The 23,557-nt window shown below is 45.7% G+C and carries 25 protein-coding genes and 1 pseudogene; 12 read left to right on the top strand and 14 right to left on the bottom strand.

The annotated features are described in order from the left end of the window. Nucleotides 1-148 precede the first annotated feature (148 nt). On the bottom strand, nt 149-1,054 hold the full coding sequence (locus ACI1P2_RS06000; RefSeq protein ID WP_355317788.1) for a DMT family transporter: 906 nt from the start codon (nt 1,052-1,054) through the stop codon (nt 149-151). 157 nt (nt 1,055-1,211) lie between these two features. Between ACI1P2_RS06000 and ACI1P2_RS05995 the strand changes: the two genes are divergently transcribed. Then, the gene (locus ACI1P2_RS05995; RefSeq protein ID WP_408976145.1) at nt 1,212-1,619 is read left to right on the top strand and encodes a winged helix-turn-helix transcriptional regulator; all 408 of its coding nucleotides are present in this window, start codon (nt 1,212-1,214) and stop codon (nt 1,617-1,619) included. A 113-nt stretch (nt 1,620-1,732) separates the two neighbouring features. On the opposite strand, the gene ACI1P2_RS05990 is transcribed toward ACI1P2_RS05995, so the two are convergent. Continuing rightward, nucleotides 1,733-2,722, bottom strand: coding sequence for a zinc-binding dehydrogenase (locus tag ACI1P2_RS05990; protein WP_355317786.1), 990 nt, complete (start codon nt 2,720-2,722; stop codon nt 1,733-1,735). A gap of 171 nt (nt 2,723-2,893) precedes the next feature. Between ACI1P2_RS05990 and ACI1P2_RS05985 the strand changes: the two genes are divergently transcribed. After that, nucleotides 2,894-3,487, top strand: coding sequence for a TetR/AcrR family transcriptional regulator (locus ACI1P2_RS05985; protein ID WP_355317784.1), 594 nt, complete (start codon nt 2,894-2,896; stop codon nt 3,485-3,487). 125 nt (nt 3,488-3,612) lie between these two features. After that, nucleotides 3,613-4,701, top strand: a complete 1,089-nt coding sequence (locus tag ACI1P2_RS05980; RefSeq protein ID WP_355317782.1) for a low temperature requirement protein A — start codon at nt 3,613-3,615, stop codon at nt 4,699-4,701. A 60-nt stretch (nt 4,702-4,761) separates the two neighbouring features. On the opposite strand, the gene ACI1P2_RS05975 is transcribed toward ACI1P2_RS05980, so the two are convergent. Continuing rightward, complete coding sequence (locus ACI1P2_RS05975; RefSeq protein WP_355317780.1) at nt 4,762-5,070, bottom strand: hypothetical protein; 309 nt, start codon at nt 5,068-5,070, stop codon at nt 4,762-4,764. A gap of 165 nt (nt 5,071-5,235) precedes the next feature. On the opposite strand from ACI1P2_RS05975, the gene ACI1P2_RS05970 reads away from it, so the two are divergent. Further along, nucleotides 5,236-5,781, top strand: a complete 546-nt coding sequence (locus ACI1P2_RS05970) for a TetR/AcrR family transcriptional regulator (RefSeq protein WP_355317778.1) — start codon at nt 5,236-5,238, stop codon at nt 5,779-5,781. 58 nt (nt 5,782-5,839) lie between these two features. Here ACI1P2_RS05970 and ACI1P2_RS05965 read toward each other — a convergent pair whose 3' ends face one another. Then, nucleotides 5,840-6,085, bottom strand: a complete 246-nt coding sequence (locus ACI1P2_RS05965; RefSeq protein WP_355317776.1) for a DUF896 domain-containing protein — start codon at nt 6,083-6,085, stop codon at nt 5,840-5,842. Between the two features lie 254 nt (nt 6,086-6,339). Here ACI1P2_RS05965 and ACI1P2_RS05960 point away from each other — a divergent pair, with 254 nt between their 5' ends. After that, nucleotides 6,340-7,008, top strand: a complete 669-nt coding sequence (locus ACI1P2_RS05960; protein WP_355317774.1) for an NAD(P)H-dependent oxidoreductase — start codon at nt 6,340-6,342, stop codon at nt 7,006-7,008. Between the two features lies 1 nt (nt 7,009). Continuing rightward, a pseudogene (locus tag ACI1P2_RS05955) lies at nt 7,010-7,332 on the top strand (hypothetical protein); the annotation flags it as partial. Nucleotides 7,333-7,377: 45 nt separating this feature from the next. Here the strand turns inward: ACI1P2_RS05955 and ACI1P2_RS05950 are convergent. Further along, nucleotides 7,378-7,746 carry an MmcQ/YjbR family DNA-binding protein gene (locus ACI1P2_RS05950; RefSeq protein ID WP_355317772.1) on the bottom strand — a complete coding sequence of 123 codons (369 nt, stop codon included), beginning with the start codon at nt 7,744-7,746 and terminating at the stop codon, nt 7,378-7,380. A 162-nt stretch (nt 7,747-7,908) separates the two neighbouring features. Between ACI1P2_RS05950 and ACI1P2_RS05945 the strand changes: the two genes are divergently transcribed. The 4 genes from ACI1P2_RS05945 (at nt 7,909) to ACI1P2_RS05930 (ending at nt 13,630) form a co-directional block, all read left to right on the top strand. After that, entirely contained in the window at nt 7,909-9,183 is a 1,275-nt protein-coding gene (locus ACI1P2_RS05945) for an alkaline phosphatase (protein WP_355317770.1), read from the top strand. A gap of 224 nt (nt 9,184-9,407) precedes the next feature. Continuing rightward, entirely contained in the window at nt 9,408-10,148 is a 741-nt protein-coding gene (locus ACI1P2_RS05940) for a LytR/AlgR family response regulator transcription factor (protein ID WP_355317769.1), read from the top strand. 1 nt (nt 10,149) lies between these two features. Continuing rightward, nucleotides 10,150-11,448: a GHKL domain-containing protein gene (locus tag ACI1P2_RS05935; protein WP_355317768.1), complete on the top strand. Its 1,299-nt coding sequence runs from the start codon at nt 10,150-10,152 to the stop codon at nt 11,446-11,448. 121 nt (nt 11,449-11,569) lie between these two features. Beyond that, on the top strand, nt 11,570-13,630 hold the full coding sequence (locus ACI1P2_RS05930; RefSeq protein ID WP_355317766.1) for a serine hydrolase domain-containing protein: 2,061 nt from the start codon (nt 11,570-11,572) through the stop codon (nt 13,628-13,630). 80 nt (nt 13,631-13,710) lie between these two features. Here the strand turns inward: ACI1P2_RS05930 and ACI1P2_RS05925 are convergent, their stop codons facing one another. Then, nucleotides 13,711-14,448 carry an SDR family oxidoreductase gene (locus ACI1P2_RS05925; RefSeq protein WP_355317765.1) on the bottom strand — a complete coding sequence of 246 codons (738 nt, stop codon included), beginning with the start codon at nt 14,446-14,448 and terminating at the stop codon, nt 13,711-13,713. A gap of 185 nt (nt 14,449-14,633) precedes the next feature. On the opposite strand from ACI1P2_RS05925, the gene ACI1P2_RS05920 reads away from it, so the two are divergent. Continuing rightward, nucleotides 14,634-15,569, top strand: a complete 936-nt coding sequence (locus ACI1P2_RS05920; protein WP_355317763.1) for an AraC family transcriptional regulator — start codon at nt 14,634-14,636, stop codon at nt 15,567-15,569. 89 nt (nt 15,570-15,658) lie between these two features. Here ACI1P2_RS05920 and ACI1P2_RS05915 read toward each other — a convergent pair whose 3' ends face one another. The 8 genes from ACI1P2_RS05915 to ACI1P2_RS05880 all read right to left on the bottom strand — a co-directional run bounded on the left by ACI1P2_RS05915 (nt 15,659) and on the right by ACI1P2_RS05880 (nt 22,310). Then, nucleotides 15,659-16,129: a (2Fe-2S)-binding protein gene (locus ACI1P2_RS05915; protein ID WP_408976144.1), complete on the bottom strand. Its 471-nt coding sequence runs from the start codon at nt 16,127-16,129 to the stop codon at nt 15,659-15,661. Between the two features lies 1 nt (nt 16,130). Beyond that, the gene (locus ACI1P2_RS05910) at nt 16,131-16,964 is read right to left on the bottom strand and encodes an FAD binding domain-containing protein (protein WP_355317761.1); all 834 of its coding nucleotides are present in this window, start codon (nt 16,962-16,964) and stop codon (nt 16,131-16,133) included. Then, a complete protein-coding gene (locus ACI1P2_RS05905; protein WP_355317759.1) occupies nt 16,951-19,284 on the bottom strand; it encodes a xanthine dehydrogenase family protein molybdopterin-binding subunit in 2,334 nt (777 codons plus the stop codon). The genes ACI1P2_RS05910 and ACI1P2_RS05905 overlap by 14 nt, the downstream gene beginning before the upstream one ends. A gap of 120 nt (nt 19,285-19,404) precedes the next feature. Beyond that, nucleotides 19,405-20,424 carry an FUSC family protein gene (locus ACI1P2_RS05900; protein WP_355317757.1) on the bottom strand — a complete coding sequence of 340 codons (1,020 nt, stop codon included), beginning with the start codon at nt 20,422-20,424 and terminating at the stop codon, nt 19,405-19,407. Nucleotides 20,425-20,474: 50 nt separating this feature from the next. Next, a complete protein-coding gene (locus ACI1P2_RS05895) occupies nt 20,475-21,557 on the bottom strand; it encodes a Gfo/Idh/MocA family protein (RefSeq protein ID WP_355317755.1) in 1,083 nt (360 codons plus the stop codon). Between the two features lie 155 nt (nt 21,558-21,712). Beyond that, entirely contained in the window at nt 21,713-21,892 is a 180-nt protein-coding gene (locus ACI1P2_RS05890; protein WP_355317753.1) for a hypothetical protein, read from the bottom strand. 60 nt (nt 21,893-21,952) lie between these two features. Then, nucleotides 21,953-22,237 carry a hypothetical protein gene (locus tag ACI1P2_RS05885; RefSeq protein ID WP_355317751.1) on the bottom strand — a complete coding sequence of 95 codons (285 nt, stop codon included), beginning with the start codon at nt 22,235-22,237 and terminating at the stop codon, nt 21,953-21,955. Beyond that, nucleotides 22,185-22,310 (bottom strand): hypothetical protein, encoded by a 126-nt coding sequence (locus ACI1P2_RS05880; RefSeq protein ID WP_355317750.1) that lies wholly within the window; start codon nt 22,308-22,310, stop codon nt 22,185-22,187. Before ACI1P2_RS05880 ends, ACI1P2_RS05885 begins: the two co-directional genes overlap by 53 nt. Nucleotides 22,311-22,573: 263 nt before the next feature. Here ACI1P2_RS05880 and ACI1P2_RS05875 point away from each other — a divergent pair, with 263 nt between their 5' ends. Continuing rightward, a complete protein-coding gene (locus ACI1P2_RS05875; protein WP_355317748.1) occupies nt 22,574-23,554 on the top strand; it encodes an ABC transporter substrate-binding protein in 981 nt (326 codons plus the stop codon). Nucleotides 23,555-23,557 lie beyond the last annotated feature (3 nt).

The raw sequence follows: 23,557 nt of genomic DNA, 5'->3' as shown, positions 1-23,557 counted from the left end.
TTCTGAAGAATGACTACGTATGTAATCTGTTTTCAATACTACATTTGTAATCTATGAGTGTCAAATTTCAATGCCAACTTAGGTTTGGCGACGCAAAAGCCCCGCTCCAAGTTTGAGGGGGCAAAGTGAATATGCAGGAAGTTCCTTGTTAATTCGCTGGTTCAGTGACCTTTTCTTTTGTACGGTTTGTGCGAAAATTTCCCGACAGGTACAATCCCAGAAGCACAATAACGGTAGCTATGACGGCATACCAGGTGATGGGCTCACCCAGTATGATGGCAGCCAGAATATAACCTGTGACAGGATTCAAAAGCAGCCAGTTATTCGCTCTGACGGCATCCTGCTTCAGCAAATAAAACCAGAGCCCCATACTGAAAATCGAGAGACCGAAAACTGACCAAAGAAGAAATACTGCAAGATGAAGATCCAGACGGACCGGTGTTCCCGACTCCAAGAACAAAGTTGGGATCAACAGAAAAATGCCGCCGATGAACCCCTGCCACGCGTTTATTACAAGATTGGGCAGTTGCAGGTTGGCCTTTTTGTAAATCAGACTTCCGACAGCCATGGAGATCATTCCAAAGGTAAGGAACAAAATACCGGCTAGCGTGGCGTGACTATTTGCCAATGACGGGTAGGTCGCAATGAAAAGTCCGATGACGGACACCGCCATACCGAGCCATTCTTTCGCTCGAATATGTGTGCCCATAAAAAATAAGGAAAAAAGAGCAAACACAAAAGGACTTATGGGGAGAAAGAGATTGAAAATCCCGGCGGAAATCGTTCGAATGGATAAGCTGCCGAGACCCAGGAACAACGTGGTGTTCAATAAACCGAGCAAAAACAACATTTTCCATTCCCTTTTGTTAGGCAGGGGATATTTGCTCTTATTAAATCCGTAAATAAAAATCAGCAGCAGCAGCCCGGCGATAAGCAGACGCATGGTTACTAAAGTTAATGGAGGCGCCGACAGCAAGCCGATTTTCATTATAATAGCTCCTGATGAATATAACACAGTAAAAAGTAAACCGATTAACAATCCTTTCAAATTCATAACTTTGTACCCTTCTCTCTCTTAGTAGTTGTATTCCCCACTCCCAAATGGATGGTGTTGGTTACGGATTGATATTATAATGTATATTAAATTCTGAAAAGTACGCAGAATTTTATTATATAGTATTAAAAATAGAACTATTGGAGGAATAAAGGCCGTGGGCAACCGAGAGAATAAGAACGATTTAATTTCGGATATGGAAGGACGCGGATGTCCAATTGAAACTACATTGGATGTGATCGGTGGGAAGTGGAAAGGAATGCTTCTGTATCATCTGATCGACGGTCCGCGAAGATTTAATGAATTTCGCCGTCTCTATCCGAAAATTACGCAATTTATGCTCACTCTGCAGCTCCGTGAGCTTGAACGGGATGGTATTATTCTTCGAGAGGTTTATAAACAGGTGCCGCCTAAAGTGGAATATTCGCTGACTGAATTTGGCAGAACGTTGGAACCGGTCATTTTGTCGATGAGGAATTGGGGAGAAACTTATCAAAATACTGTTGAAGATATTCGATTACAATCGCAGCAGTCGGAAGAAGCTGAACACAATAACCAGGGCTAAAGCTGACTTCTTGTCCTTTGGCCAGCCCTTCCCGCCCGTTATGGCAAAAGGGTCAAGTTCTTGCCTCGAGAAAGGTTAAGAACTTGACCCAACAAAAAGACGAAATATTCGTTTTATGAATCGATTGTTGCGACCACTTTACCCGTAATTTTCCTCTCTTTTAGTTTAAGCAAGTATTCCGGAATTTCTTCCATAGAGATCATTGTAATGAATGGAGGGACAATTTTCTTCTCTACCAGTAATTTGGCAAAATCATCTCCAATTTCGGATAAACTGGATTGTGCTTTATAATCCCCTTCTGTATGGGCTGCCCCAAGCGCAATCTCATGCAGGGACAGGCCCTTTTCATAAAATCGAAGTCGATTGAAGTCAGGAAAGCCAGCCGTGACTGCGATTTCCCCGCCAAAGGCAAGCACATCAATATCCTTGGCAGCACTATCTGAACTTATTGTGTTCAGTATGTAATCAACACCTCTTTCGTTTGTCAGCTTCGAAAGGACCGAATATACGTCTTCTTTTGTATAATCAATTGCCTCATCCGCACCAAGATTTTTTACGTATTCCATGTCTTTTCCCCGGCAAGTAGCGTATACCGTTACCCCGCATAATTTGGCCAACTGAATGGCATAGCCGCCTACACCACCTGCGCCTCCGTGGATCAGTATGGTCTTTCCTGCTTTTGGTCTGAGTTTTTGCACGATGGCCTGATACGCTGTAAAGCCCGCCCCTGGAGTTGCGGCGGCCACCTCGTAAGAAATTGAATCTGGCAGCTTGCTTGCTGTATGAGCTGTTGTACAGGCGTATTCGGCAAATCCTCCATCCAGATTTGTTATACTGCGGAGATAGTATACACGATCTCCAATCTTGAAATTGTCCACCCCGCTTCCAACCGCATCCACAACGCCCGCGACATCTAATCCAAGCACCCGTTTCTTTTCACTCGTCAGACCTGTATACGTTGCAACTTGATAATCCGAGGGGTTTAAACCGGCTGCAAATACTTTTACCCTGATTTCATTATCTTTTGGGATGGGTTTCTCCCTATCCTGTATGATCGTTAGACTTTCTATTTTACCTGGTTCCTGTAACACAAGTGCTTTCATAAAGTATTACCTCCATCTTATATCGTTTTCAATTCCTGAACTAAAAGCTTATTTGACATTAAAATTCTGAAGAAATAGAATACATATGTATTGCCGTTACAATTGTAACATCCATGTTTTTTAAGGGTCAATTAGATCGGGGATGGACTGAACAAAACCGGAGGGATTGTAATGTCTGAGCATAAAACAACAGAATTACAGCGTTTAGAAGTTTTGCGTTTGAATAATATAGAATCAAACCGTATGACTAAAATGTGTATTGAAACGGCTTTGATTTCATTAATGAAGGATAGATCCTTCCAAGAGATATCAATTACAGACATCGTAAAACGCGCCGGTGTGTCCAGGACTGCGTACTACCGCAATTACAACTCCAAGGAAGATATCCTGCGAAGCATGATGAAAGAAATCGTGGATAAAGTCACGGATTCCATGAATCTGCATTTTCCAATAAAAAACAGTTTTGAATACTGGTATGTCTTATTCCAAACAATTGAGCAGCATGCGGATAGTTTAAAAATTCTTCTGATGGCCAATTTCGGTGATACCATACTAAGCGAATTCCACAAAATCATGAAGTTTTCTTTAACCGATAATAGTGATTTGGAAAACTACAAATCTTACTTTTGGAGCGGTGCCATATACAGTGTAATGGTAAGTTGGATTCGGGAGGGGATGCAGCAGTCGGTAGCAGAAATGGCGAATATTTGTTATCAAATCATAGACGGCATGGATGAGGACTGCAGCGGTGCTCAAAAAGAATAGGTTGAGTTTCACATCCAGGAGTGGATGGACAAAAATTTTATAGACCATTACATAAAAATTGATATAATAAATTGATTGTTCACGATGAAAATACGTCAAGTCAACTGAGGGGGAGTTTAAAAGGAATGGCTGAGAAAAAGGTCACCTGGCTGGAGCTATTTTATGATCTTCTGTTTGTAGCAGCAGTCTCAAAAGCAACACATGTCTTATTGCATGCAGAGCATGGAATCATTCCCATGGAATATTTGTTTAAATTTGTTTTGATTTTTGTTCCGATCTGGTGGGGATGGGTAGGACAAACGCTCTTTATCAACAGATTCGGACAGGATATTTTCATTCAGAGAGTATTAATCATCCTGCAGCTGTTTTTTGTTTTAATTATGACAGCGAGTCTATCCCCTGATTTTGATCAATACTATATCCCCTTCTTTATTGGATATATAGGCTCAAGAGCACTGACAGCCATCCAATATTTTTGGGCACATCGAGCAAAAGCCGCTCATCAACAAGTGACGGCTTCCTTTTTGGGCAAGCACTTTTTGTTCGGAATCTTGATATCCACCTTTTCACTTTTCTTTGACTCCTGGATCCGGTATGCCATTTTGTATTTGGGAATTGCCGTAGACATTGTACTTCCCTTGATTGGACGCCGGCATCTGGTGAAAACACCAATCAATACGCATCACTTATTTGAACGTTTTGCCCTATTTACCCTCATTCTTTTAGGTGAATCCGTCATCAGCATCCTTGCTGTGCTGCAGTTTAATAACTGGAATTTGTCATCTGTTTTGTTTATCGTATTTACAGCTCTGCTAATCATTGCAATGTGGTGGCAGTATTTTGACAATATAGAAACCAAGGTAAGCAAAGACATACAAACTGCTGGGCAAATGATCATTTATGGTCACCTGTTCGTCTATTTATCCCTGAGCATGATCGCTGCTTCCATTCAATTACTTTATCTAGAGCAGCTGGATTATTCATTTATGCTGATTTTTGTATTTGGATCTGTGCTGCTGTACTTTCTCTCTACATCTTTGGTGTTTCACCGGTACAGGCACAAACATCTGCGGCTCAAACCCTATCACTGGGCGGTATTCGTTGGAGTCATCGCTTGTTTTATCACGTTTGATTTGATTTATCATGTGCCCAATTATGTAATCGTTGGAGAAATCATGGTGTTCTTTGTCGCGTACGCGAAGTTAACAGCATAATGAGTTGATAAACCATCCAGGAATGTTCATATTCCCAGGATGGTTTTGTTTTTCTTACTTTTAGCCTTCTGTCAAATCAGCCCTCAAATCACTTGCCACTTCAATCATTTTGGGGATGACCGCTTCGTCGTAAATGGCTACATACAGATCCCCCATATAATGTCGAAAAGGAATTTTCATATCTCCGTAGCTCCACATGAAAAAGTCTCCATCGATGGACATTGTGCTAGTAGGCCCTGACACTGTATACACCGTTGAGTATGTAAAATCAGGCTTGGATGCAAAGTAATCCTTGCACTCTTCCAAAGTTATGGTTTGTTCCACTGAATTTTCCTGAAATGTCCTGGTGATGCGAAACCGCTGGCTCATTGAGACTCCTCCAATATGAAATTTGTTATATGTTTTCCCTGCACGTCATAATACTTGATTAAGTATTGGATTTGTGTCTATTATTAAAAAAAAGTGCTGAAAACATGCAGCTAAATAAGCTAAAGTCCATTGTACACTATTTCAGGAAAGTTTGGTGTTATCGCGATGCCTAAAGTGGATCGAAGAATTCTTAAAACGCAAGAAGCATTAAAGAAAGCCGTCATCGAACTGATGACCGAAAAAAGCTTTGATGAGATCACCATACAGGACCTTTCCGACCGCGCCAATGTAAGCCGGGGAACCATTTATCTACATTATCAAGATAAATATGATTTGCTGGATAAGCTGATTGAAGCCCATATGAATGAGCTCAGGGAAATATGCTTGTCCTCGGCGGATTTAGAGTATGTTGAAGCTGAGCTCTTGTGGTTTGAATATTTTGAACGGCATTATTTGTTCTTTTCAACGATGCTGGCCAGCAAAGGCGCCCCCTTTTTTCGGACCCGGTTCCTTGAGCTTGTTGTCAGTGTCCTTCATGAAGAAAGCTGCCAAACGGAAGGCAGAAATGAAGAGTTTCATTCAGATCTTGTTATAGAGTTTTTCGCCTCTGCGATTGTGGGAATCGTGGAATGGTGGTTCAAGAATGAAAAGCCTTATTCTCCCCAGGTTATGGCTGAACAGGTAGGCAAGCTTCTGGAGCGAAATCTCTAATAACAATTCAAAAAAGGATCAGCCATTGTTTGGCTGACCCATCTTTTTGACTTTGAACTCATTCATTACTGGCTTTGGCCTCGCTTGTTTGCGCCAGCTTTTCCTCCACCAGTTTCATTGGGGTTACATCATTTCCTTCAGGATCGACGACGGATACGCTTAACAGGGTATTTTTAAATTGCCCCCGAATGATCTGTAAATAATCCTGCCGCAGCACAGCTTGTTCGGACTTCTCGTGTTCAGTCAGCCCTTCCCCACGCTGTTTTCTGCTCAGCTCATTGATTCTATCGAGTATTTGGATCATGGTAATGCCCCTCTTTCATAGTAATGTAGAATGCGGAAAATGTTTTATGTTTAATTATCTTGATATAAAGATATATGTTTTTCATCCAAATGTCAATAGATAAAAAGCAGCTCCCATGATTACATCTATTACACTATCGCACAACAATGTGCGTTCTTGTGAGGGCATCGGGATTGAATTATGATTGGTTCCACGGCAAGAACGTTATTGGGAATCTTCCCTATAGCCGATTTATATTAAAGGAGCTGGATTTAATGAACCACAGCATAAAAAAAGAAGACATATTGGCAGCCTTCGAATTTAGACATGCCACCAAAGAATTTGATCCGACAAAGAAGATTTTTGCCGAGGATTTTGATTTCATTCTGGAAACGGCTCGGCTCTCTCCAAGCTCGGTCGGCCTTGAGCCTTGGAAGTTTGTTGTTGTTCAGAATGCGGATTTGCGCGAGAAGCTGCGCACCGTGAGCTGGGGGGCACAAGGGCATATGCCTACAGCCAGCCATGTCGTATTAATTTTGGCGCGTAAAGATGCAAGCTATAAGTCCGACTACTTCTGGCAGCAATTGACCGAGGTCAAGCAAATCCCTGCGGAGAACGTAAAAAACATGATGGGCCGCTACCAGTCGTTCCAGGAAGAGGATTTCAAGCTGATGGAGTCGGAACGCGCGCTGTTTGATTGGGCTTCGAAGCAAACCTACATTGCTCTCGGCAACATGATGACCAGTGCCGCCCTCATCGGCATTGACTCCTGCCCGATCGAAGGCTTCGATAGAGACGCTGTGGACGCCATTTTACGCGAAGAAGGACTGCTGGAAAACGATCAGTACGGAATCAGCATGATGGCTGCGTTCGGATACCGTGTCAAAGCTCCGCGTCCTAAGACAAGAAGAGAAGCGGCTGACGTGATCCGCTGGGTTGAATAAGAAACATTGGAACGCTGGTCCGGGTAAAAAGGTAGCCATTCTCGGAATGGGAGGGCTAGGCCATGTAGCGATCCAATTTGCCCACGCTCTGGGCGCTGAGGTAACAGTCTTGAGCCGTTTTCCTTGCTCATGGGTCGCCGCAGCCTTGCGGGCTCACTTGTTGGCGGTATCCGTGAAACACAGGAAATGCTCGATTTTGCAGCGGAGCACGGAATTGCCCCTAAAATCGAGGTCATCAGCGCGGACCAGGTAGACGAAGCATACGAGCGTGTACTGCGCAGCGATGTCCGTTATCGCTTTGTCATTGATATCTCTACTTTGTAAGACAGACAAGTAAAAAATATCAAGCTTCCAGCGCGCACCGATTTTCTATTGGTGCGCGCTGTTTGATTCTACCTGCTTTCTTTTTTTAATCTTTGGCCGTGTTAATTCGAAGCTGTGGTTCACCATTTCATGAATTTCCTGCTCCGGGAGTTCGCCATCCAGGATAAGAGTATTCCAATGCTCTTTGTTCATATGGTATCCGGGCGTCACTTCTTTAAAAAGGGTGCGCAGAAAATCAGCACGGCTGGGTTCGCATTTAAGGTTGACACATAGGTGGCCGTTATGATGAAAGATCAGCGCAAATATTTTCTTATTTCCTTTGTGACGCATTACAGTCCAATCTTCCCCAAAAGGGTGGTCTTCATAAGAGCTTGGATATGACAGACAGTACTCAATGATTTCATCTTTAGTCATCGTACGCCTCCGCAGATCGAAAAATGTCGTTGTTTCTTTTATGATAGCACATATGTTCGCCACACAACAATTACCCTCGCTTAACAATACAAGCACTCTCGTTTTACAAAACTCATATATGATCATATTGTAATATACTCTACGCATTGGAGTGTGAGGTTTGTGAAAAAGCGTGCTGTTCATGTTAAAAAAGCAATCCTTTCTATTGCGGCTGTTGGAGTTATTGGCTCTCCCCTTTTTGCCGCCAACGATCCTCACGTATCTGCTGCAACCACGAGCAACCAGAAATCCGCCTATCCGAAAAATGTCATCCTGTTTATTGGCGACGGGATGGGACAAGCCACCCGAGATGCGGTCACGCTGGCTACGGTCGGCAAATCCGGCAATCTGGAAATGGACAACATGCCTGTCATCGGACTTGTCAGCACGGATTCAGGCGATAACCTGGTGACGGATTCCGCGGCGGCGGCCAGTGCCATTGCCACTGGAGTCAAAACGTATAACGGCGCGATTGGCATGGATATGAAGAAAAAGCCGGTCACCACGATTATGGAGCAGGCCAAGAAAGCAGGTCTTTCCACCGGTATCGTCACGACGAGCCAGGTGACGGATGCAACGGGTGCGGCGTTTGGCGCCCATGTAGAGAACCGCTCGGCCCAAAGTGATATTGCCAAGCAGTATTTGGAAAAAAGTAAAGTGGACGTCATTCTCGGCGGCGGTGAAGATTTCTGGTATCCAAAAGGAACACCTGGAGCCCACAAAGATGCCCCGGCTGAAGATCCTGAAGAAGCAAGCAAAGGCACCCAGGGCAATCTGGTTGAGAAGGCTAAAAAGCTGGGTTATAAATATGTAACCAACAGCACTGAAATGAAATCCGCTTCCGGCAGCAAGTTGCTCGGCCTGTTCGCTAATGAGGAGATGTTTCAGGCGCATAATGAGCTGGGCAATTCCTATAAACCGACAGTCCCACTGCCTGACATGACAGCAAAAGCAATCGATGTGCTCTCCAAAAATAAAAAAGGCTTCTTCCTGGTGGTCGAGGAAGAAGGCACGGATGAGATGGCACATGACAATGAAGGCGAATTAACGATCAAAGCCGGCCAGCAGCTCGATAAAGCCGTGAAGGTGGCCAAGGACTATGCCAAGTCCCACCCGGACACGCTTGTTCTTGTGACGGCAGATCATGAAACCGGCGGCATGGCGATTGAAGGCGAGGACGACGAGGATGAATCCGGTGACGGTATGTCCAAGGAGGACGGCCCGTTTACCATCCATGGTTCTAATGAAAAATTTTACATCGACTGGACTACCGGCGGCCATACAGCGATCAATGTGCCACTGACGGCCATGGGACCCGGATCCGAGAAATTTGCAGGCAGTTATCCGAATACCGCCATTCACGATAAACTCGTGCAATTGTTGAAATTGAAGAAATAAGCATAAACAGTGTTAAATGAACATACAGGAAGTCAATGGGCGTCGGTATTATACCGGCGTCCTTTTTCAATAATTATTACGGCGGCAATCCTCTTCGCTTCTTTTGACCCCTCCCTATCTTCTTCTGAACGTATGGATACAAAGTGGACAATTAACCCATCCTATCATACACTGTGAGTTGACTTTCGTTTTCTAAAAACAGCCATAGAGAGGTAAGCTGATTTATGTATAAAGTGGCTATATGCGATGATGAGCAGCAGCAAAGAGAGCTTGTAAAAAATACGCTGATATCTTTATCGGTCAAGACGAATTTAAACTTTGAAATTGAAATGTTCAGCTCCGGAGAAGAACTGGTGGCCTATTATGAAAACAATAACCCCTCCTTCCATATCTTAATCTTGGATGTTGAAATGAACGGCATCAACGGCATTCAAACCGCCAGAAAAATAAGGAGCTTGAAGAACATTGATGAACAAATTATCTTTTTGACCAGCTACCCGGAGTATATGCTGGAGAGCTTTGATGTGGTGACCTATCAGTATTTAATCAAACCGGTTGCACCCCATATTTTTGAAGAAAAAATAGTAAAGCTGCATCAGTACTTTCAATCTCTGGATCAAAAATTTCTTGTCATTAAGTCGGCTTATGAAGAAGTGATTTTAAAACATGATGAGATTATTGCCATTGAAGCCGCCAAAAGCTTAACGATTAAAAATAAATTGCATTTTGTAACCCAGAATCAAACCTACGAGAGCAAAGGCATTATTTCGAACTATGCTTCAGCGCTCAAGGATTTTCATTTTCTGCAAATTCACCGGTCCATTATTATCAATCTGCTTCATGTCAAAAAATTTGCCGGAGGCAAGGTATTCATGTCAAATGCAATGGAATTGCCCATTGGGCGCTCGAAAATCAAAGAAGTAAAAGATACCTATACCAAATTTATGGTTACTGAGATGAGTTGATATGATGGATTACAGATTATTGCTGCTTAATTTTGTTGTTTCACTCGTCATGTGTTTGCAGCTGATTTTTTATTTCAACTCTGTTTTGAGCAAGTCCAACAAGAAGGCCAACAGTATGGTTTATTTGCTTATATTTTTGGTATTGGATTTTCTATATTTATGTGCTGAATTGCCTGCTCTTGTCTCTTCCCCCGCTGCGTTAATTGTGATCTTCAGTTTGGCCCATGCTTATCATGTGGATTTAAAATTAAAGATCATTTTCTCAACACTTTACGCCGTTTTGCTTACTCTGGTTAATTATATATCTACTTATATTTTGTATGATGTGGAGACATTTGATCTCAATAGTCTGCATAACATGAACAATGCACAATTTCTGTCTTCCAAAATTATGCTGCTCAGCTGTATGCTCATGTTTCCCCTCATTCAGATGATACGGCTGGTTGCCAAACGAAGAAGCTTCCCTATCCATACCCGCTACTATCTGTTATTCTTGATTGTGCCGGTTGTGAGCATTATCCAAGGCAATGTTATGTCTATGTATAGTGAAAAAAACATATATTATTTCATATCCATCTTTGGACTTCTGCTATTGAATGTGTTCATTGTCTATATCTTCGATAATATTGTCGAAAAATTCCAATTAATTCATCAGAATTCCCAACTGCAAAATCAGATGGATTATCAGGATGCCAACTATGAGAAAACGGTGCACAGCTTCAAAAACATTAAAAGAATCATTCATGATACGAACCAGCAGTTTTTGTATATTGAGGAATGTATCAAAAGAAACGAGCTCGAACAGGCACGTGAGCACATTAAAGTTACATTAAATAAAATTGAAGATGCCTATCACAGAGTGAATACCGGCAATCTGGTGATCGATGCCCTTGTTACGAATACGCTTAATATCGGACAGGCCAACGGCATTAAAATAGATACAAAACTCAGTTTAGCCAAGCAAGAAATTCACATTGAACGGTACGACTTATGTGTTGTTTTGGGTAACATGCTGGATAATGCGATAGAAGCATCCAAAAAGATCAAAGTCGCGGATGACAGGTATATGCTTATTAAAATCCATTCCAATGAGTCGGCCCTCTTCCTTCATGTCCTCAATCATGTGGAAAAAGAAGCTGCATCTTTGCACAGCCAAAAAGCAAATCCGGAATTTCATGGACTTGGCTTAACCAATATTTCAAGAATATGCGAGAAATACGGCGGCCATATGACGATTGAGACGAAAAATAAAGTATTTAATAACATGGTCGTGCTGCCCTTTCATACGAACAATCCCTGAACCTTCTGCTGTTTGGGGATTGTTTTTTGCGTTTGAGGGTCTTCCTGCCCTATATGCTCCTTGCTGATTGTATGCTGAAAGCAGCTATTAAACTAAGGAGCATACAAGGAGGAAAAAGAAATTGAAAAAAATAGGGATAACACTTATCGCTGTAATGCTTGTGCTGCTGCAGGTGCCCTGGGCTTCCGGGGCTTCGGCCGAAGGCAATGATGATACGGTTGCAGAGAAAGCCCGCAAGCTGGCTTCGGCACTAATATCCGATTATGGGGTTAGTTCCGTTCAATATGCCATTCTGGATAACGGTGCAATTACCTTATCCGATAGCGCAGGAGTAAATGGGAATGAAGCCGATGATTCCATTAACAAAGATACGATGTATGCCATTGGTTCTGTCAGCAAGATGTATTCAGCTGCCGCAACGATGATGCTGGTTGATGCCGGCAAGGTCGATATTGATCAGCCGCTTACGGCCTATATCAAGGATTTTAAAATGGCGGATGAAAGATACAAGCAAATCACTCCGCGGATGCTGCTCAATCACTCGTCAGGTCTTTATGGTTCCCATTATAAAAACAGCATGTTATTCGATGACAATTCCACAGAAAAGCATGATGAGCTATTGGCAAAGCTGCAGTCTGAGCGTTTAAAATCGAACCCTGGTGAATACTCCGTTTACACCAATGACGGATTTCAGCTGCTGGAACTTCTGGTTGAACGTGTGAGTGGGTTGACATACAGCGAATTCCTTGCGACCCATATCAGTAAACCGTTGAATTTAAATTTCACAAAAACACCGCTTGATCCATTTGACAGACAGCAGCTGGCCAAAACATATTTTCCTGGAATTGAGGGGCCCCTGCCTGTTGAAAATCCCAATATTGTCGGGACAGGCGGTCTTTACTCTACAGCAGAAGAGTTGACCAAATTTTCTGAAGTTTTAATGGGCCAGAAGCCAGATATTTTATCCAAGCAATCGGCAGCTGCCATGGAAAGTCCCGAATACCGGAAAGGAGTCTGGGTTCCTGAAGAGAGAAATATTTATAATTACGGGCTCGGCTGGGATGCGGTCGAATTGGCTCCGTTCAGTGATTATGGCATCACTGCTTTAAACAAAGGCGGGGATACCATAATGTACCACTCTGCCCTGATTTCCTTACCCGAGCATCATTTGTCAATGGCAGTCATTTCTTCCGGCGGATCTTCAATTTATGATACGATATTTGCTTCTAATATTTTGCAGGAGGTTTTAAAGGAGAAAGGCATTATTAAAGATATCACTCCTCCAAAAACAGCTATACCTCCTGTAAAAGTGGATATGCCCGCAGATTTGGCCGCTAATTCAGGCTTATACGGAACCGTTGGTGCAACCATACATGTGAATATTCAAAACGGGGAATTTGAGCTGCCTGATCTGATGGGTGGGATGATACCAGCCCAGAAATATGTGTATACAGGCAACAGCCGCTTCACCAGCAGTGACGGCAGTGCTGAAGTAAGCTTTGAGAAACAAACTAATGGAAAAACCTATATCAAAGCGAATGTGCTTTTGGACTTCCCGGGTTTGGGTCAAACTGAAGCGGTGTATTATGAATATCAAAAGCTGGACGATAACCCTGTAAATGATTCTGTGAAAAAGGCATGGGCAGATAGAAATAATAAGAAATACTATGCCCTGGATGAAAAAACAAACTCTCTATTTTATTTGGTGCCTACAGCAATTTTAATAAAGAATATAGCTGTTGATAAAGGTTATGCCAGCGGCACTAGAATTGTAGATGAAAACCATGCTGTCAATGCCGTCGAAATACCTGTGATGAACGGGAGAGATACATTTGATTTGAATTTTTACAAAAAAGATAACTCGGAGTACTTGCAGTCGGCTGATCAACACTTTATTCGTGAGGATGCTATTAAACCGCTGCCTGCTGCGGAAACATCCCAATATACAGTATCGTCCAATGGATTTGCGCAATGGTTTAAAATAGACGAAAGCACTGCGAATAAGACGATGGCTGTTGACTTTTCAAAAACCGGCAGCTTCGCCGTCTATGATGAAAACGGAACGGTTGTACACTTATCAAGAGTAAGTTCTGAGCATTCCGTGACCCTTCCAAAAGGCGGTCTGATCGTATTTGTCGGCAATGCGGGAGATGTCTTTAAAGTGAAGTTGAAAAATCAATAAAATTCATGGGCGAACCGCCAACGCTTTCTTCCGCGTTGACGGTTCGCCCTTTCTTTCTCAAAACCTAATTTCCGTAATAATCAGTTAAACCCGCCGTTTACACGAATCGTCTGTCCTGTTATCCAACGGGCTTTGTCGCTGACGAGCAGTTCCAACGCATTCGCGATATCCTCCGGTTCTCCGAGTCTTCCAAACGCGTTCATTTTGCGGAACGAATTAACCAGCTCCTCTGATTTGCCGTTCAGGAACAGCTCGGTAGCTACTTGTCCAGGCGCAATACAATTGATGATGATGTCCTTGGGACCGAATTCCTTGGCCAATTGACGGGTCAACTGCTCGACCGCCCCTTTCGTTGCGGCGTAGACGCTGTACCCCGGGAGCATCGCACCTGACACAGAGGTCGAGAAGTTGATGATCGTCCCGCCTTGCGCCATATGCTTCATCGCTTGCTGGCAGGCGAAATAAGTTCCTTTCACATTGATCTCGAAATGGCGGTCAAACATCTCCTCTGTCACGTCAGTGATCGTCACGGTTTCCATAATGCCGGCATTATTGACCAGAATGTCCACGTGCCCGAAACGCTCAAGCGTCTCCGAGAATAAAGCTTCTACCTCACTTATCTTGCCTACATTGGCGCGAATGGCAACGGCTTCGCCGCCGGATTGCTCAATCTCCTTTACGACCTCGTCCGCTTTCCCTTGATTCGAGGAATAGTTGACGACCACCTTCGCTTCGGCTTGAGCCAGTTGAAGGGCGATTTGCCGTCCGATGCCACGCGATGCACCTGTTACGATTGCAACTTTTCCATTCAAACTCATTGTTGTTCTCTCCTTTATCTTCTCATTTCGGCCGATCGGTTACCGCCGTGTTCGACCTTGCACATTCATTGTATTAAATAACGGAATGAATCTGTTAGAACATATCTGTTCGATCCTTGCCTAATTCTCTTCGGTTTCGTTAATATTAGAGTAACTATACTTCTCCTGAAAGGAGTCGGCAAACATTGGACAATACGAATGAATCAATTCGCACGGAACAGGCCTTGCAGCAGTTGGCGCTCCTGATAAGCCGCCATGCTCCTTCGAACGGCACGCATCAAACAGCCGTGCCTTCTTTGAAGCTGATGTATGCTGCACAGCCGTCAGAGCCCATGGAATCTGTATATAAACCATCCATTTGTGTCGTGGCGCAAGGGGCGAAAATGGCTCTGTTAGCTGACGAAACCTATCGCTATGATCCTTCATCTTATCTGGTCACTTCCGTCGAGCTGCCGATCATCGGCAGAATCATTGAAGCCTCGCCGGAAATCCCGTATTTAAGCTTGAAGCTCAGCTTCGACGCCGACGTCATCCTGGACATCGTGAAGGAGATGAATGATCCCGAACTCATTCCCGGGGAAGCCAGCCGCGGTATCACCGTGAGCCGGACGTCCCCCGAATTGATCGAAGCCCTCGTACGTCTTATGCAGCTGCTCGATGCACCCCAGGACATTCCGATCATTTCGCCGCTCGTCATCCGCGAAATTCTGTATCGGGTGCTGCAAAGCGAACAAGGCGTGCTCTTTCATCAATTTGCGATCAGCGGCAGCCATGCTCATAACATCGCTCAAGCGATCCAGCTGATTAATCGTCAGTTCAACCGGCCGCTTCTGGTCGAGCAGCTTGCAAAATCCGTAAATATGAGCACGTCTGCGTTTCATAAGCATTTCAAACGCGTCACGGCCATGAGCCCGCTGCAATACCAGAAATCAGTGCGCTTGCAGGAAGCCCGGCGCTTGATGCTGACGGAAAGCGTGCAAGCCACCGAGGCGGCCTACCGTGTAGGCTATGAGAGCCCGTCCCAATTCAGCCGGGAATATGCCCGCATGTACGGACGACCGCCGATGGTGGATGTTCAGGAGCTTCGCGGCGCGATTGCAGGCTCCTATGTGCTAGGCTGATTTTTTCGGCCGGACCAAGCCTGCAGAGACAAGAATAGGGCTCTGACGATTGGCGTCGAGTCCCTGTTCTTAATATGTCCTGTTTATGTTCATTTACGCCCCAGTACCGAAACTACAGCTTCACGAATTTCTTCGTAACCAGTACATCTGCAGATGTTGGACTGCAGCCAATCCGTAATCGTTGCCTGATCGGCATCAGGATGAATTCGTGCAAGTGCATGGATGTTCATAATAAAACCCGGGGTGCAGTAACCGCACTGGAAAGCGAACTTTTCCACAAATTCTTTTTGAACCTCCGTATCGTGAAGCCCTTCAATCGTCGTCACATTTTTTCCTGCTGCCTCGACAGCCAGCATAAGACATGATTTCATGGGCAGGCCATCGACGAGCACCATGCATGTGCCGCAGTCACCGTTCCGGCATCCCGGTTTGGCACCGGTAAGACCAAAGGATTCCCGCAATGTATCCAACAGCAGATCGGCAGAACGGATCGTGGCGGTCCGCACCTCGCCGTTCACATCCAGATCCAGCACAATGCGGGAACGATTCATATCCGTCATATTATTCCACCCCCAATGCTCTCAGCGAGTCTTCCAAAGCAAGTTCCAGGATAAGCTCCCGATATTCCGCAGAAGCTTTAATGTCACTCAAGACAGGTGCCGGCAGCAATGTACTGACTTGATCAATCCTCTCTTTCAGAGGTACTCCATGTTCATTTAACCGGGCTTCAATGGCTTCGGAGCGGAAAGGAAAAGCGCACACTCCGCTGAAAGCGACCCGAATTCCGGAATACATGCGAATGGCAGCCACGGTTACGATCGGATAATCGATGGCTGCGACTTTTCGTTTTTTTATTGTCATATAGGGCAATCTCGTATAGCTGTCATCCGTGACCGACTGGACAAGAAACTCCCCTCTTCGCAGCTGAAGAGTGCGTTCGAACACTTGAGCGATCGGCGCTTGCCTGATCCCGGCGGGACTGGCGATTCGCACTTCGCTATCGGTCAGCAATAGAGGAAGCACCGCTTCGCGGTATATGAACTGTCCGCAAATATTGCCGCCAAACGTGATTTTATTACGGGAGGTGCGATCGGCAACGCCGGCCCCTGTCTCTCCAAGCAGTGGAAACACCCGGGAATCGTAAAGCTCGGACAGCGTCAGCGCGGAACCGAGAATCAGCTTATGCTCCTGAACAGACATGGCGCGGCATTCAGGAATGCTTTTTAAATCAATCACGGCTCCGGTTACCACTTTGTTAAGTCTGCCCATGGTGATGATTTCCGTTCCTCCGGACCAATAAATCGGCATTTTACGCTGTATGTCCAATTGCTGAAAAAGGGTGACGGCTTCATAAATGGAGGCTGGCTGGTAATATTCGAAGTCATAGGGAATCATTCGCAGCCCCCATTTTTGTCCTCCAGATCGTTTCCGGGAAGAGAGGCAATTGATTCAGCTGCACTTCTGCGGCTCGTGATAAGGCGCTGGCCAATGCGGCCGGCATTCCGATCAGCCCATGCTCACCCAGCGCACGGCTGCCGAATGGTCCATCAAGGCACGGATTCTCGATAAATTCAACAACATACTCCGGATTCTCACTATAACGGATTAATGGGTAATCCCGCAGCGTTGGGTTATACACGACACCGCTGTCGCTGAACAGATATGTTTCCCGATTGGCAAAGCTTAGTCCCATGGACATCGCACCCATCACCTGGCCCAACGCCCCTTTCGGATTCAGCACCTTGCCCGCATCATTAACGGAAATCGCTTTGAGCAGCTTGTAGGAATAATCCCTTGTATCAAGCTCAATCTCCACAGCTTGGGCCCCCACGTTCCATTCCGGTCCTGGTGTGCCTTCACCGGTTACCGGATTTATATGATTCATTCGCCGCTGGATATAATGCCCGCGTCCAATGATTTGCCCGCCGATGGAATTTCCGTTTGGATACTTGTATCCATAACAAATATCCTTTACTTTGACGTTCACACTTGGATCGGCGCGGACATACACATGTTCCCATCCAAGTTCCAGATCGTCCGGATCTGCCCTCAGTACACATGCAGCAATGCTCAACAGCTGCCTGATTGCATCATCCGCTGCCTTGAGCACCGCACGGCCTGCCAGAAAAGTGCCGCGGCTGCCCACCGTTTTCCAATGCTCCGGGGAAATTTCGGTGTTCACCTTGAACTTCACGTGGATTTTATCCGCACTCATTTTCATCCGTTCCGCCAGCATTTGCGCCAGTACCGTTTTGGTGCCGGTGCCAACCTCCACGACTCCGGTTTCCAGGTTCAGGCTGCCGTCCGAATTGAAGGAAATGATCGCTCCAGAGCTGGCATCGGGGTCAAAAGAGGAATTTTTCCAAAAGCAGCTGATTCCCCTGGCCCTGATTTTATGCGCATCCACCTGCCTCACCTTCCATTCATCCCAGCCGGAAAGCGCATGCAAGCGCTGCATGCAGGTTTTGATGTCCCCCAAATTGCTGCTCGTCAGCACATCCCTTGTGGGAGCGGTATCGCCGGGGACAGCGATATTGCGCATCCGCAGCTCCCAGGGGTCCATGCCCAACTTTTCCGCCAACGTATCTATTGCTCTCTCTATCGCAAATGTCAGTTCTGCATGCCCGTATCCCCTGAATGCCGAGGCATAGGGATGGTTTGTGTAAAGTGTAAAGCAATCGCAATGCAAATGTCCGATCGAGTATGGGCCCGAGCAGTCTGCCAAAGCAGCCCGAGCAACGTCGCTTGATTTATCGTTATAAGCGCCGCCGTCAAACCGGTATACGATATGGGCCGCGGTGATTTTGCCTTGCAGCGTGCTGCCCAGCCTGATCGTTGCGTCAAGCCCGATATGTCCCGGTGAGGTCAGCATGTCTTCTTCTCGTGAGTTGATGATTTTGACTTTGCGGCCGCCCACCGCCCGTGAGGCTAAATAAGCGATCAGCTCCAGCTGGATCGCCGCCTTGCCGCCGTAGCCGCCTCCGACCAACGGAGCGGTGACTACGATCCAACCGGGATCAATATTGAAAAACTTGCCCAAATATTTCTTGATTGCAAAAGGGGCCTGGGTCGACGATTCGATATGTACGTGGCCGTTTGGCCTGATTTCTGCAGTAGCGCTCCGTGTTTCCATCGCCGCATGGTCCGATGGGGTGAATGAGACCGAATTTTCGACAATCATTTCACTCGTTCTCCAGCCCTCGTTCAGGTCACCCTTGCGAAGCTTGTTTATACAGGCAATGTTGGTTCCAGGGATCGGTATAACTCCTTGAGCTTTTTCATATTCGGCTAATCTTTCGTGAATGAGCGGAGCATCTTGCCGTAAAGCATCCGCCGGGGAGTTCACCACCGGTAGCGGCTCATATCGGACCCGGATCGAATCCGCCGCGCGTTGTGCCTGTACTTCGGTATCGGCAACGACCACTGCCACGGCTTCTCCATAAAATCGTACCCGGTCTCTGGCGAGGATAGGCCTGTCGCGAATTTCTTCTCCTGTAAGAACATCGCTGGCCGCACCGGTCAAAATGGCTCGGACGCCTGGTATCTGCCGGGCTTCAGCCGTATTTATGCCGATAATCCTTGCATGCGCGTACGGGCTGATCACAATCCGCACATGAAGCATGCGCGCATCCGTTTGATCCCCCGTATATAAAGCGGCCCCCGTCACTTTATCCCATGACTCTTTTTTTGGAACACTTCTACCGATCACCTCCAAAACTCCCGCTCCTTTCGAAGGCTATCCTGTGCAGTTTCCACAATACTGAATTATACGAATCGGGAAGATTCGTTATGCTCCTGAACGAAAAAAAACACTCCAATTATGGAATGCCGGGAATTAAGACAATCTATGCAGCTGTTTAAGAAACGCGGACGTTTCAGTGTATATCGCTGCTGAATATCGTTGGGGCTCGTCCAGCGTAATTTGCATTGGCGGTGGTTCAAGTGACGCAGCGGAAAGATCAGCCGATTCCGGGGTAGGGCTGCTCCAATATGAGCCAATCCTTCTTAGGAGGTTGGCCCATTGTTTTCTCTCAGGTTCCAATAGCGTCCCTGTGGAGTTCCATTCCGCAGCAATAATCACTGTTCTTTCCAAATACGCAGCCCCTTGCTTCATCAAGGCGACTCGATTTAGATTGTTCTGCAGCAAAGAACGGCTGGATTGTGCAGTTAGATTAATTTTGGTGCTTTCTTCTGCCTTCTCCGTCTGCTTTTCTACCTGGAACAATTTCTTCTGAAACCTTTGCAGTGCTGATTCAACAACATTTTTTTGATCCTCATGACAACCGTTTAGCATCCAGTCAGCCGCTTCAGTGAACTGCTCCGATAAACTTGTCATTAAAGCAAACACTTTGTTGTCAGCCTGTTTGACCAAATTCGGCGGATAGACGATCATATGGACGGCAAGTCCAACAGAAACGCCAATAAACGTGTCGCGGATCCGGTCCAGCCCGTAATGGTCTGATTGTTTTTGCAGCGCAAAAACGAGCAGGACACTTAACGCCACTTCTTGAATGACACTCTCTTTCCCTTCGATCAGCAAGGAAGCAGCAGAAATCAGAGCAAGCAGCAAAGCAAGCGTCCAGCCATTTAAGGCCATTTGGTCAGCTGCCCACAAGGTCAACGCAACGCCGAGAACGGTCCCGAACAGCCGATGGAGCGAGAAACGGATGGATTGAAAAATAGTAGTTTGCATACATAAAATAACTGATAGCGGCGCCAAGAAGGGATGCCTCGAGCCGGCCAGCTTGGCCAGCTCCCATGCAATCCCTGAAGCTGCAGACATTTTTATGATGAACACAATAAGATTGCCAATAGTTCGTACTTTTTCCTTGGTTGGTTGGGTCAATACACGCACTCCACTTCGCTAAATTTTGTCAAATGTAGAATGCGGCATCTGCCTCGTTTTTATGTATAAACATTCCAAGGCTGGTTTGTTGTCGTCAATTCCTCCCCCGACTCGACAGCTCTCTGCATCATGATCGACAAATAATGATCCTGCAGCGCCTCCTCCAGATCATAACATGACGGCCCGCCCTGCACATAATCCCCCATCTTCATCAAGCTTGTCGCAATAGCAATTTCATCATCTGACAGACGCCCGGGAATGAACGGATTTTCATATACCCATTCATCGTTGACTGTAATTCCGCGGTGGTAATATCCTTCCAGATTGCCGTTATGGCCTGTATCGACTCTTCGGAACTCTCCGTATAAAGGTGTGCGGAAATCCCTCAGATAACGGAACGTTTCGTCTGTCACTTCTCCGTGGCTCCCACGCACGACAACACGGTTTTTGCGAATCCATGAACGATACTGTTCCCCGGTAAAATCAAACAAGGCGAGCTTGTTGTCGAAGCGGAGTGTTGCAATATCCTGAACCGAATCGCCAATTTCCTCGCTTTCCGAAAGCCCATAACGCCCCGGCCCTTTCACGATCCTGGACGTAAACCGCTGCCCCCGGATGATGGCGTTCTCCCAGCCGATCCCCAGCAGCTGCCGGATTAGACTGATGCCATGATAACCGTGAGCAGCCGATACCTGCACCTGAGAAACCTCACCCAGTTTGCCTGATTTCACAAAAGCGATGCGTGCGGCATGCATTGGCTGATACAAATATTGCTCGGCCACCTGTACGCGCCCCTTCAGCTTGCGCAGTGACTCATACAGGGCAATCATGCCCGGGATATCCGGTGCCGGCGGCGTTTCCGTCAAGACCGGAATCCTCCTTTCCGCCAGTTCCAGTATACAAAGCGGTACGGCCTCTTTTGAAACAGAAACGACCGCAAACGCAATCGATCCGCTTGATGCAAAAGACTCCATATCACGATAGGTTTTTACTCCCCATTCGTTTTCAATCTCTCTTCCGCGTTCCTCGTCCCGGACAAGCATTGCCCGAACAGCAAATCGCCGTGGCAGCGCTTTCGCGATCCGTAAATAAAAATCGGCCCTCCATCCTCTGCCGACAATCCCGAATTCTATTTTAGACATAACCGCTCTCCTTCTATTATTACGATAAGATGTGCTTTCTATTTCCCTCGACATTACGTGTTGCAAAATAAGATAGGTCGGGAGCTTCAGAACACTCTTACATTATAATTCCGCTTTAGAACTTTTCAAGGACACTTGGCATGATCTCGTGTGCTCTATCCCCTCTTTAATAGGGGCAGTACCAGCGAAGCTGACACCACCCGCAAAGTAGATATTATTATATGGGGAAATTTATTGATGACCTCGTTGTACTCCTGCTGGGCATTGGTGATCGCCAGCTTTGAATAGATTTCCAACGATTTTCGACTTTCATGGCCGGAATATGACTGAATCATCGCATCGCCGACTCCTTACTTTTTCAGCCAAGTTAGCAGGAAATGACGGAGCTTGTGTGGTCATAAATTCTGAGTCAGCCCGGCTTCCTCGGAATACCTGGCCAAAATCTTTCGGATTCGCCGATCCGTGTATTTTTTCTTCCAGGAGGACTCAAATAAATACACAGCCTGCTTCTTTTTCATCGAATCTACATGCATGGCCAGCTGCAGGATCTCATCGTCCAAGTTATCGTCCTTCAGCAGCCGACCGGCATATTTCATCAGATTCAGCCGATCCGTATCGGTCAGACGTTTAGGTTTGTCCAGTGTGCGGCCCGCTCTGCTGCAGCTGAACAGCCTGGCCATCCTTCAGATCCGGAATCCGCTGCTTGCTGCTCATCTCGTCAGAATCTGCTGCTTCATCATCCTTTATGGCCACGACATCTCTCCATCTGCGTTTTAGTGTAAATATTTTTTCCTCATCCGGAATTCTAGCTTTTTATATTCATTGCGGTTGCTTGTCATCCAACGATTTTAATCATGCTGGCATAACTATAACGTCTTATTCACAGAATTTTAAGTTTTGCTTGTGATAGGAATGGAGAATAGCTCGTTTGAGGCATATGTTTATATGTTTCATCGTCATACACTAGAACTTGCAATTGTCCATTAAGGAAATTTATCTAAAAGGGGATCAAAGCAATGAAGCATCTATTTAAGCCTATCATCCTTATTTTAATGATGATGGTCATTATCAGCGGTTGTCAAAATGCTTCACAACAGCTGGGGGCAACAAAAGAGCACGCGCATAACGATCAATCGGCCAAACCTTATTTATCTTTCACAGACTTTGACGGGAAACTTGTTACGCTTCAGAAGAAACCTCAAAATATCGTTATTTTAAACGATCAAATTCTTCACTCTTTCTATCAGGTCGGGGGTAAAGCAGTCGGCATAACAAATGCTTTTACCATTGATCCGCCCGAGGAAGCAGCTAATGTGCCGAAAGTAGGCTTCATGCATGAGGTCAACATCGAAAAGGTACTGGCATTGAAGCCCGATTTGGTGATCGGCCAGCGGTTCACCCACGGCGAATTAAGAGGGATTTTTAAAGACGCCAACGTTCCTTTCGCCGACCTTAACACCCAATCCATTGAAGACATGAGACAGAATACGATTTTGATGGGAAAAATTACGGGCAACGAGAAAAAAGCTGAAGACCTTATCAAAGAAATGAACTCGCAAATCAATCAAGTGATCGATCGGATTCCAGAAGAAAAAGAGAGACCTACTTATGCCATTGTGACGGTTATGGGCGATGCTGCATTTGTTGAGCAGGGTTCTACGATAGCAGTAGATATTGCCGATCAATTGAAGCTTCATAATGTAACAGAGTCTTTGGACGGAGAAGTTATGGCTGGGTATATTCCATTCAGCCTGGAAGAAATGGCGATGATTGATCCGGATTATCTGTTTATTCTTTCTCATACCACGGATGAGGAAGCTGAAAAGATGATTGACAGCAATTTCAAATCGAACCCGGCTTGGAGTTCGCTTTCCGCTGTTTCAAAAGGCCATATGTACTTTCTCCCCAAAGATAAATTTGTCATGGCTCCTGGCGTCGATGTAGTCGATTCCTATAAATATATGGCTGATTTGGTTTATCCAAATCCATCGAAATAGCTG

Source organism: Paenibacillus jiangxiensis (assembly GCF_046098255.1).
Lineage (GTDB): Bacteria > Bacillota > Bacilli > Paenibacillales > Paenibacillaceae > Paenibacillus > Paenibacillus jiagnxiensis.
The sequence above is the reverse complement of the archived record's forward strand: the minus strand, read 5'-3'. Positions and strand labels throughout refer to the sequence as shown.